Genomic DNA, 15,356 nt, shown 5'->3' with positions numbered 1-15,356 from the left:
CGCCGGCGTGAGCGCGCCGGCGTCAGCGCGCCGGCTGAGCGGCATCACCCGTCGAGCTGCTCGCGGAACCGCGCCGGCACGGCGTCCCGTCCGGCCCGGCGTCCGGCGGCGACGCTCGCCTCGGCCGCGACGAACCCGTCGGGGCGCACCAGGTAGAGCCGATCCGACCGCAGGCGTCCGCCGGCGTCGGGCGGGAACACGTGCGCCTCCGTCCCGAGCCGCTCGGCGACGCGGTGCACCAGGTCGGCGGGGGCGCCGTACCCGTGCACCTGCCAGCGCATCGACCGCAGCGCGTCGAAGTTCGACGGGTCGGCGCCCGTGTACGGCAGCCGCTTGCCGACGACGTCGTCACGCGCTTGAGAGCGGGTCGGCGGCTCGGGTGACATCCGGTACCTGATGCGCGTCTGCGACAGGAACCCGAACAGCCGTCGGCCCCCGATGACCCGCGGCAGCACGCGCACGGCGGCGGGACCGAGTGCGGGGACGGCGCGCCCGCGGATGAACCGCGTCAGTACCGAGTCGGCCGTGACGAGTCCGAACAGCCGGTCGGTGGTCGCCACGAGCCGCCGCGCGACGGGCCGCCGCTCGGCCTCGTACCGGTCGAGCCGCCGATGGGGCATGCGCGAGACCAGCACGTCGGCGAGCGCGCACGCGAGGTTGTGGGCGTCCTGCAGCCCCGTGTTCATGCCCTGCCCGCCGACGGGCGAGTGGATGTGCGCGGCGTCGCCGATGAGGAAGCACCGCCCCTCGCGGAAGCGCTCGGCGACCCGGTGGTGCAGCCGGTACGTCGCGAACCACGTCGACGACCGGTATCCGACCGTGAACCCGCGCGCGATGCGCGACCGCACGAGCCGCTCGGGCAACTGCCCGCCCTCGAGGTCGGCGTCGCGCACCACCCCGAGGATGCGCGCGTGCCCGGGCTCGCCCATCGGGAACGACAGCAGGAGGTCGTCGGGCGCCATCCGGATGTTCACGTGCCCGTCGACGAGTCCGGTCGCGCCGAGCGCGTCGGCGACGAAGAACGTGTGCTCGTTCGTGACGCCCTCGAAGCGGATGCCGCTGAGCTCGCGCACCGCGGAGTGCGCGCCGTCGGCGCCGATGAGGTACCGCGCTTCGATGCGCACCGTCGCGGGCCCGTCGCCGGCGCCGGGCGACCCCGCGTCATCCGGCACCCGCTCGAACACGGCGGTGACGGATGCCGTGCCCCGCTCGATCGCGACCAGGCGGAGCCCCCACTGCACGGCGCGGCCGCGCGCGGTGAGCCCGTCGACGAGGATCCGCTCGTTGCGGCTCTGCTCGAGCACCGTGATCTCGGGGAACGGCGTCGTGCCGCGGCCGAACTCGCGGAGCGGCACCCGCCCGAGCACGCGGTGACGGAACGCGAGCACCGCCCCGACGGCCTCGGCGCGCTCGGCCACCACGCGGTCGGCGAGGTCGAGCTGGTCGTAGAGCTCCATGGAGCGCGCCTGCACGACGAGCGCCCGCGACTCGCGGGTCGGGCCGTGCTTGCCGTCGGCGATGATCGCGTCGACGCCGAGCTTCGCGAGCACGTTGGCCGCCATGAGCCCGCTCGGGCCCGCCCCGACGACGAGCACGTCGGTCCGCAGCGTCTCGGACTCCGCCATGCGCCCAGCCTGTCACCACGAGGGCCCGGGCGGGAGGGTCGAAGGCACCTTCCTTCGTTCAGGGACCGAGCAGCACTTCGTCGGGCGTCGTGATCGGACGCCAGTCCGCGGCGGCCACGGCACGCGGCATCCGGTCGGCGCCTGCCAGCGCGCCCATCTCGAGCCGGGCGAGCTCGGCCACGTCGGCGACGGGTACCTGGAAGGTGCGGAACGGCCCCAGGTCGGGCACGGCGATCGCTCCCCCGGCGAGCCGCGCCCGCTCGCGCTCGGCCTGCGCCGCGCGCGCCGCCTCGTCGAGGTCGAGCAGCGGCGACTGGTCGAGCACGAACCCCGCGGTCGCGAGCTCGTCGCCCGACCGCCACGCGACGACCTTGAAGAACCGCAGGGGCACGCGGATGCCGCGGTACTCGGGGTCGCCCGGGTCGAGCACCGGCGCCGTGAACACGCTGAGGCGCTGCGCGTGCACCGTCGCGTACGCGAGCACGTGATCCTCGAGCCCGTTCCACAGCTCGAGCGACTGGTTGAACGCGGCCTGCTGCGGCGCCGCGTTCGGATACCGGAACGTGTCGGCGTTGGCGCGGGCCGCGACATCCGGCGGCCCCCATACCGGGTCGCGGCGTCGCACGAGGTGCCCGCGGTCGAGGTCGTTGCGCGCGTAGACGTCGGGCCCGGCCTGCCACGCCTCGGGGATGCGCTCGTCGAACCGCCAGGCGTCGCCGCGCGGCACGTCGACGAGCTGCGCGCCGTCGATGTTCACGCCGGTCACGCGGGCGAACCTGCGGCCGGTGTCGAGCACCACGGTGAAGTGCAGGTAGTCGAGGGCGACGGATGCCGCGGCATCCGTCTCGGGCACGGCGGGCAGCGCCGCCTCGAGCCCCAGGAACCGCGCGTCGAACCCCATGCGCCCACCCGATCACGAGCCGCCGACAGCGGCGCGCGGCCACGCCGGACGCGGGGCGCCGCAATCCGAAGCCGCGCCCGCCGCGAACCACTCTCGTGCGGGCCCGATCGCGGCCCGCCGAGGGAGGCAGTCGCATGGCGCGCAGCGCACGACCGCACGCGCGGGAGCAGGCCGGCGACGCGACCGCTGCCGGCGCGTCGCAGCGGCGCTTCCGGATCTGGGCGGCCGTCTCCGGGATCGTCGCCGCGGGCGTGTTCCTCGCCGCCGCCGAGCTCGCAGCGCTCCTCGTGGCGCGCGACGGCAGCCCCATCCTCGCGGTCGGCGCGTTCGTCATCGACATCGTGCCGCAGCCCGTGAAGGAGTTCGCGATCGCCGCGTTCGGCGCGTACGACAAGGTCGTGCTCCTCGGCAGCCTCGGCATCGCGGTCCTCGTCGCGAGCGCGATCGCGGGCGTGCTGCAGTTCGCTCGCCCGCCGCTCGGGTCGGTGGCGCTCGGGATCGCCGGCGCGCTGTCGCTCGCGGCGATCGTCACGCGGGCCGGCGCGACCCCGCTCGCCTGGGTCCCCCCGGTGGTGGGTGCGGCGGCCGGCATCGTCATCCTCGAACTGCTCGTACGGCGGCTGCGGGCGTGGGCCGGCGACGTCCGAACAGCGGATGCCGCGGCATCCGTCGCCGACACCGCACCGGATGGTGTCGCGCCCGACGAGGCAACCGCACGAGCCGGTGTCGACCGTCGCGGGTTCTTCGCGCTGGCCGGGATCGCCGCGGCATCCGCGTTCGTGGTGGGCGTCGGGTCGCGCGTGGTCGCCGCCGCGACCTCGTCGATCGACGCGATCCGCGAGGCGCTGCGGCTGCCCGCCCCGCGGTCGACCGTGACCGTGCCGACCGGCGCAGAGCTCGACCTGCCGGGCCTGACGCCGCTCTACACGCCGAACGCCGACTTCTACCGCGTCGACACCGCGCTCACGGTGCCCGAGGTCGACCCGGCGACCTGGCGGCTCGTCATCGACGGCCTCGTCGGGCGGCGCGTCGAGCTCACGTTCGACCAGCTCGTCGGGATGGGGCTCGACGAGTACTCGATCACGCTCACGTGCGTGTCGAACGAGGTCGGCGGCGACCTGCTCGGCACCGCGAAGTGGGTCGGCGTGCCGATCCGCGACGTGCTCGCCCTCGCCGGGCCGCAGTCGGGCGCCGACATGGTGCTCTCCCGCAGCGTCGACGGCTTCACGGCGTCGACGCCCCTCGACGCGCTCACCGACCCCGGCCGCGACGCGATCCTCGCGGTCGGCATGAACGGCGAGCCGCTGCCGCTCGAGCACGGCTTCCCCGTGCGGATGGTGGTGCCCGGGCTGTATGGGTACGTGTCCGCCACGAAGTGGCTCACCGAGCTGAAGGTCACCACGTTCGCGGCCGACGAGGCGTACTGGACGCCTCGCGGCTACAGCGCCGAGGCGCCGATCAAGTTCTCGTCGCGCATCGACACCCCGCGCTCGGGGACGCCGGTCGCGGCGGGCTCGGCGGTGATCGCGGGCGTGGCGTGGGCGCAGACGGTGGGCATCGAGCGCGTCGAGGTGCGCATCGACGACGGCGACTGGCAGCCGGCGACGCTCTCGGCGCCCGTCAACGTCGACACCTGGGTGCAGTGGTACCTGGAGTGGGAGGCGACGCCGGGCACGCACTACGTCACGGCGCGGGCCGTGAACCGCGACGGCGAACTGCAGGTCGAGGAGCGCGCCCCGATCGCGCCCGACGGTTCCACCGGGTGGCAGCGCGTGCTCGTCACCGTGACCTGACGACGGATGCCGCGCCAAGCCGTCGTCCGGTCCGCCCGCCGGGCCCGTAGCCCGCCCCCGCCCCCCGCTCCCGCTCCCGCTCGCGCTCGCGCTCGCGAGGGGACGCAACACGCCGCGGCGCCGCGGACGGGCACGGCGTGTTGCGTCCCCTCGGAAGCGGAGATCCCGATATTGAACATTTCGGTTCAGTGACCTACACTGAACCGCATGGTTCAACATGAGGTGCTCGACCGGGCGTTCGCCGCCCTCGCCGACACCACCCGACGCGACATCCTGGTGCGGCTCGGCGACGGGCCCGCCACGATCAGCGAGCTGGCCGAGACCGCCGGCATGACCCTCACGGGCATCCGCAAGCACGTCGACGTCCTCGTCGAGGCGGGCCTCGCCACCACCGAGAAGGTCGGGCGCACCCGGCAGTGCCGCCTGGGCGCCGAGCGATTGGACGACGCCATGGCGTGGATCTCCTTCTACCAGCGCCTCTGGGAGCGCCGTCTCGACGGTCTCGAGGCCTACTTCACCCTGCGCAACGCCACACCGAACGACACCGGAAAGGACGCATCATGACCGAGCAGACCGGCGGCGCCACCGCCGACACCACCGAGGCCATCGAGCTGCGCGCCGAACGCACGCTCCCCGCCACGCCCGAGGAGGTCTTCGACGCCTACACCGACGCCGAGCAGCAGAAGATCTGGTTCTCGATCCTCGACGAGGAGCCCGGCGTGGTCGAGATCGAGGTCGACCTCCGGGTCGGCGGCCGCCAGGTCGCCGTCTGGGGACCCGATCGCGACACCCTCTTCCGCGAGGAGCAGGTGTTCCTCGAGATCGACCGGCCCCGCCGGCTCGTCACCGAATCCACCGGCAGCGACCCGAGCGGCCAGACGATGACCACCCGCATCGTGGTCACGTTCGAGCCCGTCGACGGCGGCACGCTCATGAGCGTCGTGCAGTCGGGCTTCCCGACGCCCGAGATCCGCGATTTCTTCGCCTCGCAGGCCTGGGTCGGTGCGTTCGACCGCATCGAGGCGTACCTCGCGCGTCGCTGACGCGGGACGGCAGACGGCGAGCGGATGCCGCGGCCCCGCGCTGCGGCATCCGCTCGCCTGTCAACGCCTCGACGGATGCCGCGCCGTGGGGCACGATCGATCGTGACGGCCCGCACGGGCCGCCCGAAGGGAGGACCCCATGGCCGAGCAGCCCGGCTTCCAGAACGCCCCCATCGAGGACGGTGCCACCGAGGCGAGCCGCAGCGAGCAGATCCGCGGCATCCTCGTGCAGGTTCGCGAGGACATGAAGATGGGCCACGCGCACGACGAGCATGCCCTGCTCCGTCAGCGCCTCGAGGAGGCGGGCATCGCCGTCTCGGACGACGAGATCGAGCGGTACATCTCGCACGAGTGACTCCGATCGCGACGGGCCGCCGCGCAGCGGCCGTCGCGCGCGTCAGGCGGCGGTCTCGTCGGCGAGGGTGTCGAGCCGCTCGGCGAGCCACGCCGCCTGGCGCTGCCAGTGCACGCCGAGTCCGCCCTCGTGGTCGTTGAACGCGTACTCGACGACCTCGGCGGCGACGGCGTGGTGGTTCACGGCCGCGTACACGGTGGACGGCGGGCAGATCGTGTCCATGAGCGCGACCGACACGAACGCCGGCGCCGTCGCGCGGCGGGCGAAGTGCACGCCGTCGAAGTACGACAGGGTGCGGAACACCGTGGGTCCGGCGTCGCGGTGCACCGACAGGAACCGGACGATCTCGCTGTAGGGATCCTTGTCGGTCATGCCGACCGCCCGCTCGAAGTGGCAGAGGAACGGCACGTCGGGCATCGCGCCGACGAGCCCCTCGACGAGCCCCGCCGCGGCGAGCGCGAGCCCGCCGCCCTGCGACATCCCCGCCACCGCGACGCGCGACGCGTCGACGACGTCGAGCGAGCGGATCGCATCCACCGCGAGCACGGCGTCGGTCATCACGCGCCGGTAGTAGTACTCGGCGGGGTCGTGGATGCCGCGGGTCATGAAGCCGGGGTGCGACGGGCCGGTGCCGTGCGGGTCGGGCGTGCCGCCGCCCGTGCCCCACGAGCTGCCCTGCCCGCGGGTGTCCATGAGGAAGTGGGCGTACCCGGAGGCCGCCCAGCCGAGTCGCTCGTGCGGGAGGCCCCGACCGCCGCCGTAGCCGACGTACTCGACGACCGCCGGGAGGGGGCCGGAGGCGCCCGCCGGCACGAGGAGCCACCCCTTCACCGGGTCGCCCGCGTACCCCGAGAACTCGACGTCGATCACGTCGACGAGCGCGAGCGGCGAGTCGACCCGGGTGAGCCGCGGCGGCTCGGCGACGGCGCGGGACGCCGCGAGCGTGTCGGCCCAGAACGCGTCGAAGTCGTCGGGCTCGGGCACGTCGGGGCGATACGTGCGGAGCTCGTCGACGGGCAGGTCGAACCGGGGCATGGGGAACTCCTTCGGGGGACTGCCGGGGTGCCGACAGCGTAGTCGGGTCCGCCCACATCGTCCGACCACGGTCGCGCCGCGGCATCCGTCACGGCAGGATGGACCGGGTGCCGCGACCGTCGCGGCGCGGATGGGAGCAGCGCGTGGGCGACAGGGTGATCATCTCGGGACCGGCGTCATGGAACGAGATCGTCCTGCTCGAGCGCCTGCCCGAGCCGCGGCCGCACATGCAGTTCGCGCTCGACGACCACGAGACCGTCGGCGGCACCGGGGCCGGCAAGGCGCTCGGGCTCGCGGCGTTCGGCCGGCCGGTCGAGCTGCACACGCTCATCGGTCCGGATGCCGACGGCGAGCGCCTGCGCGACATCCTCGGGCGCGTGCCGGGCCTCGACCTGCACGTCGTCGACGGCGCCCGCACCGAGCGGCACCTGAACCTCATGACGCCCCTCGGCGAGCGCGTCTCCATCTACCTCTCGACGCCCGACGACCACCCGAGCCCCGAGGACCACCGCCTCACGACCGCGATGGAGGACGCCGCCGCGATCGTGCTCGACCTCTCGGAGCGCTCGCGGCGCATGATCCCCGACGCTCGGGCGTCCGGCCGGCCGATCTGGACCGACATCCACGACTACGACGGCACGGCCGAGTTCCACCGGGCCTTCATCGACGCCGCGCAGGCCGTGTTCATGAACGGCGACCGCATCGGCCCCGACCCGCTGCCGTTCATGCGCGAGGTGATCGACGGCGGGGCGCAGCTCGTGGTGTGCACGCTCGGCGCCGAGGGCGCGGTCGCGGTGGCCCGCGAGTCCGCGGACGGCCCCGTGACCGAGCACCGCGTCGACGCCGTGCCCGTCGAGGTCGTCGACACGAACGGCGCGGGCGACGCGTTCATGTCGGCCGCGCTGCATGCGCGGCTCGACGGCGCCGACGTCGACCAGGCGCTCGAGGCGGGCGCCCGGCACGCGTCATCCGCTCTCGTGACCCGGCACCTGCACTCGTCGCTCGACGCGCTCATCGACGGCTGAGGCGCGTTCCGGGCCTACCCCTCGACGCGGCGGCGCTGGAAGGCCCGGCCGTGCACGTCGCTCGGCTGGATGCGGACCCAGCGGTCCTTGGTCTCGGGTGCCCACGGCGTGACGCCGAGCCCCTCCGCGTGCTCGATCTCGCTCGAGCGCTCGAGTTCGCGCGCCTCGCCCTTGACGATGACGCTGTACGCCTCGTCGTCGGTGAAGCCGTCGACCTCGAACGCGACGTTCGAGTGGATGGTGAGTTCGAGGAGCTTCGTGCCGGGAGCGGTGCGGAACACGATCGCCCGACCGTCGACGCCCTCGTGGTCGACGCGGTGGTTCACCGGGAAGATGTCGACCTCACCGGCGGCGGCCGCCGCGACGCGGCCGTAGGGGGCGGCCTCGATGAGCTGCCAGCACTCGTCCTCCTCCAGGTGGCGGGTGGGTGGCCGGTCGTCCTGCTCGTCCATGTCTCCTCCTCGGGTCGTGGATCCGGTCAGATGGCGGCGTCGAACGCCTCGACGGGTCCGACGTCCTCGATGCGTTCGACGCCCGCGGGCGCCCCCACCGGGTCGGGCGCCGGTTCGACCGCAACCCGTTCGCCGTGCTCGGGCACGCGCACCGGCCAGCCGAGCTCGTGCTTGATGCGGGCTCGCAGGGCGTCGGCGGCGTGCGCCTCGCCGTGGGTCACGTAGGTCATGCCGGGGGCGGATGCCGCGCCGCGGAGCCAGTCGAGGATCTCGTCGGCGTCGGGGTGGGCCGACATGCTGTCGATCATCACGACGTCGGCGCGGATCGGGACGTCCTCGCCGAAGATGCGGAGCGTCCGCTCCCCCGCGGCGAGTGCGGCGCCGCGCGTGCCGCCCGCCTGGAAGCCCGTGAGCACGATCGCGTTGCGCCGGTCGGGGCCGTAGGCCCGGATGTGGTGCAGGATGCGGCCGCCGGTGAGCATGCCACTGGCGGAGATGATGATCATCGGCCCGCCGCGCAGGTTGAGCAGCTTGGAGTCGTCGACCGTGCTGATGCGGGTCGCGAGGCGGTACATGCGCGTGAGCCGGTCGTGGTCGAGGCGGTGCTCCTCGGGGTACCGCTCGTAGATGGAGGCGACGTCGACGGCCATGGGGCTGTTCAGGTAGATGGGCACGTCGGGCAGCTCGCCGCGGTCCGCGAGTCGCGCGAGGTGCAGCAGCACGGTCTCGGTGCGTCCGACGGCGAAGGCCGGGATGAGCACGACGCCGCCGCGCCGGGTCACGCGGGTGACGACCTCGCCGAGGCGGTCGGCGGGGTCCTCATCGGTGTGGGCGCGGTCGCCGTAGGTGCCCTCGGTGACGAGCACGTCGCACGGCTCGAGGTCGGCGGGCGCGCGCATGAGCGGGTCGTCGTGGCGGCCGAGGTCGCCGGTGAAGTGCAGCGTGCGTCCCTCGGCGCAGAGGCGCACCTGCGCGGCGCCGAGGATGTGCCCGGCCGGCGCGAGGCGCACGTCCACGCCGTCGGCGATGGACCGGGGCTCGCCGAAGTCGAGTTCGCGGAACCGCCCGAGCGCCGCCTTCACGTCGTCGGACGTGTAGACGGGGCGGGGGTCGGCGTGCCGCGACCAGCCGCGCCGGGCGGCGTGCCGCGCCTCCTCCTCCATGAGGTAGGCGCTGTCGGCGAGCATGACCCGGCAGAGCTCGATCGTCCCGGGCGTCGCGACGATGGGTCCCGCGAACCCGTCGCGGACGAGCGCGGGAAGGTATCCGGAGTGGTCGAGGTGCGCGTGGGTGAGCACGACCGCGTCGATCGACTCCGGCGGGACCGGGAACGGATGCCGGTTCCGCTCCCGCAGCACCTTGTAGCCCTGGAACAGCCCGCAGTCGACGAGCACGCGCGCGGCATCCGTCTCGACGAGGTACCGGGAGCCGGTGACGGAGTCGGCGCCGCCGAGGAACCGGAGGGAGACGGGCATGGCTACTCGTTGTCGCTGACGACGATGACGGGACCGACGGCTTCGAGGAGCAGGTCATGGCTGACCGAGCCGAGCAGGAACCTGGCCATGCCGCCCGTCGCGTGGCTGCCGACGATGACGAGGTTCGCGGTGCGGCTGCGTTCGGCGAGGATGGGCGCGGCGCCGCCCTGCTCGAGGCGTCCGGCGGGCGCGCCGCCGAGCGAGCGCGCGTAGTCGAGCGCCTCGTCGAGCACGTCGCGGCGCATGTCCTCCATGAGCTGCACGTCGCCGAGGTACTCGACGTAGGCGGAGTTCCAGCTGGTCGGCACGACCCAGGAGTGCACGAGCTCGAGTTCGTCGCCCGTGCGCCGGGCCTCCTCCACGCCGACGCGCACCGCGGCCATCGATTCGACGGAGCCGTCGACGCCGACGACGATGTTGCGCCGCGCGGTCGCCTCCCAGTCGGCCGGGATGACGGCGACGGAGCCGCGCGAACGGTGCGCGGCGAGCCGGGCGCCGAGCGTCCATGCGGTCTCGCGGCCGTGGGACGAGGTGCCGACGACGACGAGCACGTCGTGGCCCATGCGTCCGCCGAGCTCCTTCTCGGGTCGGCCGTGCACGGTGTGCGTGGTGATGGTGCGGCCGGGGTGCTCGGCGCGCAGGGCCCCGGCGCGATCCATGAGGGCGACGCGCTGCTCCGAGAGCTCGCCGGTCGCCCGCAGGTACTCGCTGGCCTGGTCCTCGCCGGGGATGACGTGCACGAGTTCGAGCACCTCGTCGCTGCCTCGGGCGGCGGCCCAGCGGAGCGCGGCCTCGGCGTGCGGCGAGCCGTCCCATGCGACCACGGTCCTCGTGAACACCTGCACCACCCCTTCGTCGACCGCGGCGGGTGCGGCCTGCGTCCAGCCTCCCGGCAGGCGGGTCGGCGGTGAGGGCCGAAGGTCACTCGGCCGCGGCATCCGTCACTTGCATAGACTGTGATCTATGGTCTCGGGTCGAGCGGATGCCGCGGCGAGCGGCCTCGCGCTGATCGCCGATCCGACGCGCGCGCGCATGCTCTCACTGATCCTCGCGCGGCCCGACGGTCGCGCCACGGTCACCGAGCTCGCCGCCGAGCTGGGGCTGCGGCAGCCGACGGTGTCGCACCACGCGAAGGCGCTGCACGACGAGGGCGTGCTCGTGCGCACGCCGGAGGGACGGCGCGCGTGGTACTCGGTCGCGCCCGACCAGGCCGAGCGGGTCGGCGACCTCCTGGGCGCGCCGGCATCGGCGGCCGATCCCACGACGGATGCCGCGGTGCTGGAGCGCATCGCGAGCGACCTCGCCGATCGCTTCGCCGGCGTGTTCGGCCCGGAGACCGTGGCGAGGTACGTGCGCGAGAGCCACGAGCTGCTCGCGGAGCGGTCGGGGATCACGCGGCGGCTGCCGTCGCTCACGGCGCAGTTCGCCGCGGAGCGGCTGAGCGCGTTGGCGACGGCGGAGCCGCAGCAGCCGCGCGCCGATGGGGGTCGTTCGGTGCCCGAGGTGCTGTTCGTGTGCGTGCAGAACGCGGGCCGCTCGCAGATGGCCGCCGCGATCCTGCGGCACCTGGCCGGGGACCGCGTGCACGTGCGCACGGCCGGCTCGGCGCCCGCCGACGCGCTCCGGCCCGCGGTCGTCTCGGCGCTGGACGAGATCGGCGTCCCGGTCGGCGGCGAGTTCCCGAAGCCGTTGACCGACGAGGTGGTCCGCGCGGCCGATGTCGTCGTGACGATGGGCTGCGGCGACGCGTGTCCGATCTATCCCGGCCGCCGCTATCTCGACTGGGAGCTCGACGACCCGCTGGGCCTGCCGCTCGAGCGGGTCCGCGACATCCGGGATCGCATCGAGGCGCACGTGCGGGACCTGCTCGCCTCGCTCGACATCGCATAGATGCTGGTCTATGCTTTTGTCATGACCGAGAAGCCCACCGTCCTGTTCGTGTGCGTCCACAACGCCGGCCGCTCCCAGATGGCCGCCGGCTACCTGCGCGAGCTCGGCGGCGACCGCGTCGAGGTGCTCTCGGCCGGCTCCGCCCCGAAGGACCAGATCAACCCGGTCGCCGTCGAGGCGATGGCCGAGGAGGGCATCGACATCGCCGGCAACACGCCCAAGGTGCTCACCACCGAGGCCGTGAAGGAGTCCGACGTCGTGATCACCATGGGCTGCGGCGACGCGTGCCCGATCTTCCCGGGCAAGCGCTACGAGGACTGGGAGCTCGACGACCCGGCCGGCCAGGGCATCGAGGCCGTGCGGCCGATCCGCGACGACATCCGCCGTCGCGTCGAGGCCCTCATCGCCGAGATCCTGCCCGAGCGCGCGTCCGCCTGAGCGCCCGCCGGCGCGGCGCCGACACGTGTCCGAAACACCGGTCGGCGACCATTGTCGGGTGACGACGCTCTCCATCGACCTCGGCGACCTCCGCGACCCGCGCGTGACGCGCCTGCTCGAGGACCACCTGGCCGACATGTTCGCGACCTCGCCCGCCGAGAGCGTGCACGCGCTCGACGTCTCGGGTCTCGCGGTGCCCGAGGTCACGTTCTGGACCATCGCCGAGGGCGACGAGCTCGTGGGCTGCGTCGCGCTCAAGCAGCTCGACGAGACGCACGGCGAACTCAAGTCGATGCGAACGGATGCCGCGGCCCGCGGTCGCGGCCTCGGTGCCCGCCTGCTCGAGCACGTCCTCGCCGAGGCGACCCGTCGCGGCTACCGCCGCCTCAGCCTCGAGACCGGGTCGCAGGAGTTCTTCCGCCCGGCGCGCACCCTCTACGCGAAGTACGGCTTCGTCGACTGCGACCCGTTCGGCGACTACCGCCCGGACCCGAACAGCGTGTTCATGACCCTCGCGCTCGACGACTGAGGCGCGATCTCGGAGGTCGGGTGTAGCGTTCGGCAGCAACGGGTCCGGACCGCGAGCGGAGGAACCATGCTGAAGCAGGTCGCCGAGGGCGTGCACGTCCACGAGAGCGAGTTCCTCCAGAGCAACGCCGTGGTCGTCGAGGGCCACGAGGGGGTGCTCCTCATCGACCCGGGCATCACGCGTGCCGAGCTGGCGGAGCTCGCCCGGGAACTGCGGGACACGGGCCGGCCGGTCGTCGCGGCGTTCTCCACGCATCCGGACTGGGACCACGTGCTGTGGCACCCGGACCTCGGCGACGCGCCGCGCTACGGCACGGCTCGGAACGCCCGGGCCATGCGCGACCTGCTCTCGCAGCCCGACTGGATCGACCAGATCGCGGAGGGTCTGCCGCCCGAGCACGCCGATGACATCCCCATGGAGCTGCTCGGCCTGATCACCGCCCTGCCGGCCGACGCCGCGACCGTGCCGTGGCGCGGACCCACGGCGCGCATCATCGAGCATCGCGCCCACGCCCCGGGCCACGCGGCCGTGCTGCTCGAGCCGCAGGGTGTGCTCGTCGCCGGCGACATGCTCTCCGACATCCTGATGCCGTTCCTCGACCTGGCGGCCGACGACCCGGTCGGCGACCACCTCGCCGCGCTGGAGCGGTTCGAGCGACTGGCGGATCGCGTGGCGGTCATCGTCCCCGGCCACGGGTCGGTCGGCGACGCCGCGGACTTCCGCGCGCGCCTCGAACTGGATCGCGCCTACGTCGAGGCCGTTCGCGACGGCCGCAGCCCGGCCGATCCCCGGGTCGGGCCGGGCGCTCTCCTCGACTGGCTGACCGACGTCGACGAGTGGCAGCTCGAGCGCCTCGCCGAGAAGCACCGCGCCGCGGACTCCGGCTAGCCCGCGACCGCCCGCGTCACCCGCAGCAGCCCGAGGAACCCGCGGCGGCGGGCAGGCTCGTCGAGCACACGCCCGTCGCGGGCAGCACGAGCTCGACGTTGCGGGCCGCCGCCTGGTCGCCCGCGATCCAGGCCGTGATCGAGCGGACCTGCTCGTACCCCGTCGCGAGCAGGAACGTCGGCGCGCGACCGTAGCTCTTCATGCCCGCCAGGAAGAATCCCGGCTCGGGGTGCTCGAGCTCGGCGAACCCGTGCGGTTCGACCGTGCCGCACGTGTGCAGGTTGGGGTCGATGAGCGGAGCGAGCCGGCGCGGCGCCTGCACGATCTCATCGAGGTCGAGGCGGATCTCGCGCAGCATGTCGAGGTTGGGGCGGAACCCGGTGGCGTTCACGACGAGGTCGGTCTCGTGCTCGACGAGGTCGTCTCCGCGCAGGCCGTAGAGTCGCACGCCCGCATCCGTGCGGCCGAGCCGCACCGTCTCGAACCGGTCGACGACCTCGATGCGTCCGGATGCCACGAGCCGGTCGACCCGGCGGCCGATGGTGGCGCGGGCGACGAGCTCGTCGTCCTCCGACGTGGTGACGCGCACCGCGTTCGCGTTGCGGATGAGCCAGGTGATCCGGGTCGTCGGCTCCTCCTCGGCGAGTTCGGCGAGCGCGAGCAGGGTGTTCGCCGCGGAGTGGCCGGCCCCCACGACGGTGGTGTGCCGTCCGGCGAAGCGCGCGCGCTCGCGCCCGAGCACGTCGGGCAGCGCGTGGGTGACGCGGTCGGCGACCTCGGCGAGCCCGAGCGGGTCGAGGCCCGACGACGCGAGCGAGTTGGGCTGGTCGTACGTGCCGGAGGCGTCGATCACGGCGCGCGCCGTGAACTCGTCGACGCCGTCTGCGGTGCGCACGCGCAGCAGGAAGGGCGTCGCCGCGCGGTTCGCGGTCCGCGTGCGGTCCATCCCGCGGCGGGTGACCGCCTCGACCGTCACGCCGGTCCGGATGCGGGAGGCGATCGGCTCGAGCGCCGCGAGGGGCTCGAGGTAGCGCTCCACGAGCTCGGCCCCGGACGGCAGCGAGTCGGGTGCGGGCACCAGCCACCCCGTGGCCTCGAGCAGTCGACGCGAGGCGGGGTCGACGACGTGCTTCCAGGGCGAGAAGAGCCGCGTGTGGCCCCAGGTGCGGATGCTGGCGGCGACCTCGTCGCCGGCTTCGTAGACGACGAAGTCCAGTCCGCGCTCGACGAGGTTGGCCGCGGCGGCCAGCCCGACCGGGCCGGCGCCGATGATCGCCACGGGGAGGGTGGCGAGCCGGCGGTCCTGCAGGCTCTGCGCGGTGAGGTCGATCAGGGTCATGGTGGGCGCGCCTCCGAGATATCGATGAACTTCGATACAGAGTGTGGCCAGTCCATCGAAGTTTGTCAATATTCGAGCTAGGATGCCGGTATGACCACGACCCCGCAGCTGCTCCCGATGGCCGAGCCGACCGCCGCCGTCTGCTGCGCGCCGTTGACGCGCGAGGCGATCGCGCCCGACCAGGCCGACCTCCTGGCCCGCAAGCTCAGGGCCCTCGCCGACCCGACCCGCCTGCGCCTCGTGTCGATCGTCGCCGCCTCCGACGGCGAGGAGGCGTGCGTGTGCGACCTCATCGAGCCCGTCGGCCTCAGCCAGCCGACGGTGTCGCACCACCTGAAGATCCTGATGGAGGCCGGGTTCCTGACCCGGAGCAAGCGCGGCACCTGGGCGTACTACCGCCTCGTCCCCGGCGCGCTCGGCGAGCTCTCGCAGCTGCTCGACGTCACCGGCTCGCGCTGAGCCGAGGGTCGCCCGTCACTCACCCTCGAGGGGACGCAACACGCCGGCGGCCGCCGTTGCGGCACGGCGTGTTGCGTCCCCTCGGCGGCGGGAGAGGGCGCGGCTCGAG

The 15,356-nt window shown here is 73.7% G+C and carries 17 protein-coding genes; 10 read left to right on the top strand and 7 right to left on the bottom strand.

Features of this window, described 5'->3' with window-relative positions; all coding sequences use genetic code 11:
• Positions 1–44: 44 nt before the first annotated feature.
• Positions 45–1,625: an FAD-dependent monooxygenase gene (locus tag M1L56_RS15255; protein WP_248599882.1), complete on the bottom strand. Its 1,581-nt coding sequence runs from the start codon at positions 1,623–1,625 to the stop codon at positions 45–47.
• 58 nt (positions 1,626–1,683) lie between these two features.
• Positions 1,684–2,526 (bottom strand): DNA/RNA non-specific endonuclease, encoded by an 843-nt coding sequence (locus M1L56_RS15250; protein ID WP_248599881.1) that lies wholly within the window; start codon positions 2,524–2,526, stop codon positions 1,684–1,686.
• 134 nt (positions 2,527–2,660) lie between these two features.
• Here M1L56_RS15250 and M1L56_RS15245 point away from each other — a divergent pair, with 134 nt between their 5' ends.
• From M1L56_RS15245 to M1L56_RS15230, 4 genes are all read left to right on the top strand, one after another.
• Positions 2,661–4,319 (top strand): molybdopterin-dependent oxidoreductase, encoded by a 1,659-nt coding sequence (locus tag M1L56_RS15245; RefSeq protein WP_248599880.1) that lies wholly within the window; start codon positions 2,661–2,663, stop codon positions 4,317–4,319.
• Positions 4,320–4,526: 207 nt separating this feature from the next.
• Positions 4,527–4,883 carry a metalloregulator ArsR/SmtB family transcription factor gene (locus M1L56_RS15240; RefSeq protein WP_248599879.1) on the top strand — a complete coding sequence of 119 codons (357 nt, stop codon included), beginning with the start codon at positions 4,527–4,529 and terminating at the stop codon, positions 4,881–4,883.
• Positions 4,880–5,362, top strand: a complete 483-nt coding sequence (locus M1L56_RS15235) for an SRPBCC domain-containing protein (RefSeq protein ID WP_248599878.1) — start codon at positions 4,880–4,882, stop codon at positions 5,360–5,362. The genes M1L56_RS15240 and M1L56_RS15235 overlap by 4 nt, the downstream gene beginning before the upstream one ends.
• 139 nt (positions 5,363–5,501) lie before the next feature.
• Complete coding sequence (locus tag M1L56_RS15230; protein ID WP_248599877.1) at positions 5,502–5,717, top strand: hypothetical protein; 216 nt, start codon at positions 5,502–5,504, stop codon at positions 5,715–5,717.
• 42 nt (positions 5,718–5,759) lie between these two features.
• Here the strand turns inward: M1L56_RS15230 and M1L56_RS15225 are convergent, their stop codons facing one another.
• Positions 5,760–6,752, bottom strand: coding sequence for an acetylxylan esterase (locus tag M1L56_RS15225; RefSeq protein WP_248599876.1), 993 nt, complete (start codon positions 6,750–6,752; stop codon positions 5,760–5,762).
• Positions 6,753–6,895: 143 nt separating this feature from the next.
• Here M1L56_RS15225 and M1L56_RS15220 point away from each other — a divergent pair, with 143 nt between their 5' ends.
• Positions 6,896–7,777, top strand: a complete 882-nt coding sequence (locus M1L56_RS15220; protein WP_248599875.1) for a carbohydrate kinase family protein — start codon at positions 6,896–6,898, stop codon at positions 7,775–7,777.
• Positions 7,778–7,791: 14 nt separating this feature from the next.
• Here M1L56_RS15220 and M1L56_RS15215 read toward each other — a convergent pair whose 3' ends face one another.
• The 3 genes from M1L56_RS15215 to M1L56_RS15205 are packed head-to-tail and all read right to left on the bottom strand — an operon-like array spanning position 7,792 to position 10,642.
• On the bottom strand, positions 7,792–8,229 hold the full coding sequence (locus M1L56_RS15215) for a pyridoxamine 5'-phosphate oxidase family protein (protein ID WP_248599874.1): 438 nt from the start codon (positions 8,227–8,229) through the stop codon (positions 7,792–7,794).
• 26 nt (positions 8,230–8,255) lie between these two features.
• Positions 8,256–9,704: an MBL fold metallo-hydrolase RNA specificity domain-containing protein gene (locus tag M1L56_RS15210; protein WP_248599873.1), complete on the bottom strand. Its 1,449-nt coding sequence runs from the start codon at positions 9,702–9,704 to the stop codon at positions 8,256–8,258.
• Positions 9,705–9,706: 2 nt separating this feature from the next.
• Positions 9,707–10,642, bottom strand: coding sequence for a universal stress protein (locus tag M1L56_RS15205; RefSeq protein ID WP_248599872.1), 936 nt, complete (start codon positions 10,640–10,642; stop codon positions 9,707–9,709).
• Between the two features lie 25 nt (positions 10,643–10,667).
• Between M1L56_RS15205 and M1L56_RS15200 the strand changes: the two genes are divergently transcribed.
• From M1L56_RS15200 to M1L56_RS15185, 4 genes are all read left to right on the top strand, one after another.
• Entirely contained in the window at positions 10,668–11,594 is a 927-nt protein-coding gene (locus tag M1L56_RS15200) for a metalloregulator ArsR/SmtB family transcription factor (protein WP_248599871.1), read from the top strand.
• A 21-nt stretch (positions 11,595–11,615) separates the two neighbouring features.
• On the top strand, positions 11,616–12,032 hold the full coding sequence (locus M1L56_RS15195; RefSeq protein WP_067947620.1) for an arsenate reductase ArsC: 417 nt from the start codon (positions 11,616–11,618) through the stop codon (positions 12,030–12,032).
• A 58-nt stretch (positions 12,033–12,090) separates the two neighbouring features.
• Positions 12,091–12,561 (top strand): GNAT family N-acetyltransferase, encoded by a 471-nt coding sequence (locus M1L56_RS15190; protein WP_248599870.1) that lies wholly within the window; start codon positions 12,091–12,093, stop codon positions 12,559–12,561.
• A 66-nt stretch (positions 12,562–12,627) separates the two neighbouring features.
• Positions 12,628–13,449, top strand: coding sequence for an MBL fold metallo-hydrolase (locus M1L56_RS15185; RefSeq protein ID WP_248599869.1), 822 nt, complete (start codon positions 12,628–12,630; stop codon positions 13,447–13,449).
• A 16-nt stretch (positions 13,450–13,465) separates the two neighbouring features.
• On the opposite strand, the gene M1L56_RS15180 is transcribed toward M1L56_RS15185, so the two are convergent.
• Positions 13,466–14,788 (bottom strand): NAD(P)-binding domain-containing protein, encoded by a 1,323-nt coding sequence (locus M1L56_RS15180; protein WP_248599868.1) that lies wholly within the window; start codon positions 14,786–14,788, stop codon positions 13,466–13,468.
• Between the two features lie 90 nt (positions 14,789–14,878).
• Between M1L56_RS15180 and M1L56_RS15175 the strand changes: the two genes are divergently transcribed.
• A complete protein-coding gene (locus M1L56_RS15175; RefSeq protein WP_248599867.1) occupies positions 14,879–15,247 on the top strand; it encodes a metalloregulator ArsR/SmtB family transcription factor in 369 nt (122 codons plus the stop codon).
• The last annotated feature ends 109 nt before the right edge of the window (positions 15,248–15,356 follow it).

Origin of the sequence: Agromyces sp. C10, assembly GCF_023217995.1 — a bacterium.
Classification (GTDB): Bacteria; Actinomycetota; Actinomycetes; order Actinomycetales; family Microbacteriaceae; genus Agromyces; species Agromyces indicus.
This window is presented reverse-complemented; position numbering and strand designations above follow the sequence as displayed.

Bases quoted from the DNA above. Each gene is read 5' to 3' on its own strand.
- M1L56_RS15195 (WP_067947620.1), top strand. From the start codon at position 11,616: ATGACCGAGAAGCCCACCGTCCTGTTCGTGTGCGTCCACAACGCCGGC.
- M1L56_RS15185 (WP_248599869.1), top strand. From the start codon at position 12,628: ATGCTGAAGCAGGTCGCCGAGGGCGTGCACGTCCACGAGAGCGAGTTC.
- M1L56_RS15205 (WP_248599872.1), bottom strand. From the start codon at position 10,642: ATGCCGCGGCCGAGTGACCTTCGGCCCTCACCGCCGACCCGCCTGCCG.
- M1L56_RS15235 (WP_248599878.1), top strand. From the start codon at position 4,880: ATGACCGAGCAGACCGGCGGCGCCACCGCCGACACCACCGAGGCCATC.
- M1L56_RS15245 (WP_248599880.1), top strand. From the start codon at position 2,661: ATGGCGCGCAGCGCACGACCGCACGCGCGGGAGCAGGCCGGCGACGCG.
- M1L56_RS15200 (WP_248599871.1), top strand. From the start codon at position 10,668: ATGGTCTCGGGTCGAGCGGATGCCGCGGCGAGCGGCCTCGCGCTGATC.
- M1L56_RS15250 (WP_248599881.1), bottom strand. From the start codon at position 2,526: ATGGGGTTCGACGCGCGGTTCCTGGGGCTCGAGGCGGCGCTGCCCGCC.
- M1L56_RS15210 (WP_248599873.1), bottom strand. From the start codon at position 9,704: ATGCCCGTCTCCCTCCGGTTCCTCGGCGGCGCCGACTCCGTCACCGGC.
- M1L56_RS15230 (WP_248599877.1), top strand. From the start codon at position 5,502: ATGGCCGAGCAGCCCGGCTTCCAGAACGCCCCCATCGAGGACGGTGCC.
- M1L56_RS15240 (WP_248599879.1), top strand. From the start codon at position 4,527: ATGGTTCAACATGAGGTGCTCGACCGGGCGTTCGCCGCCCTCGCCGAC.
- M1L56_RS15175 (WP_248599867.1), top strand. From the start codon at position 14,879: ATGACCACGACCCCGCAGCTGCTCCCGATGGCCGAGCCGACCGCCGCC.
- M1L56_RS15225 (WP_248599876.1), bottom strand. From the start codon at position 6,752: ATGCCCCGGTTCGACCTGCCCGTCGACGAGCTCCGCACGTATCGCCCC.
- M1L56_RS15180 (WP_248599868.1), bottom strand. From the start codon at position 14,788: ATGACCCTGATCGACCTCACCGCGCAGAGCCTGCAGGACCGCCGGCTC.
- M1L56_RS15255 (WP_248599882.1), bottom strand. From the start codon at position 1,625: ATGGCGGAGTCCGAGACGCTGCGGACCGACGTGCTCGTCGTCGGGGCG.
- M1L56_RS15215 (WP_248599874.1), bottom strand. From the start codon at position 8,229: ATGGACGAGCAGGACGACCGGCCACCCACCCGCCACCTGGAGGAGGAC.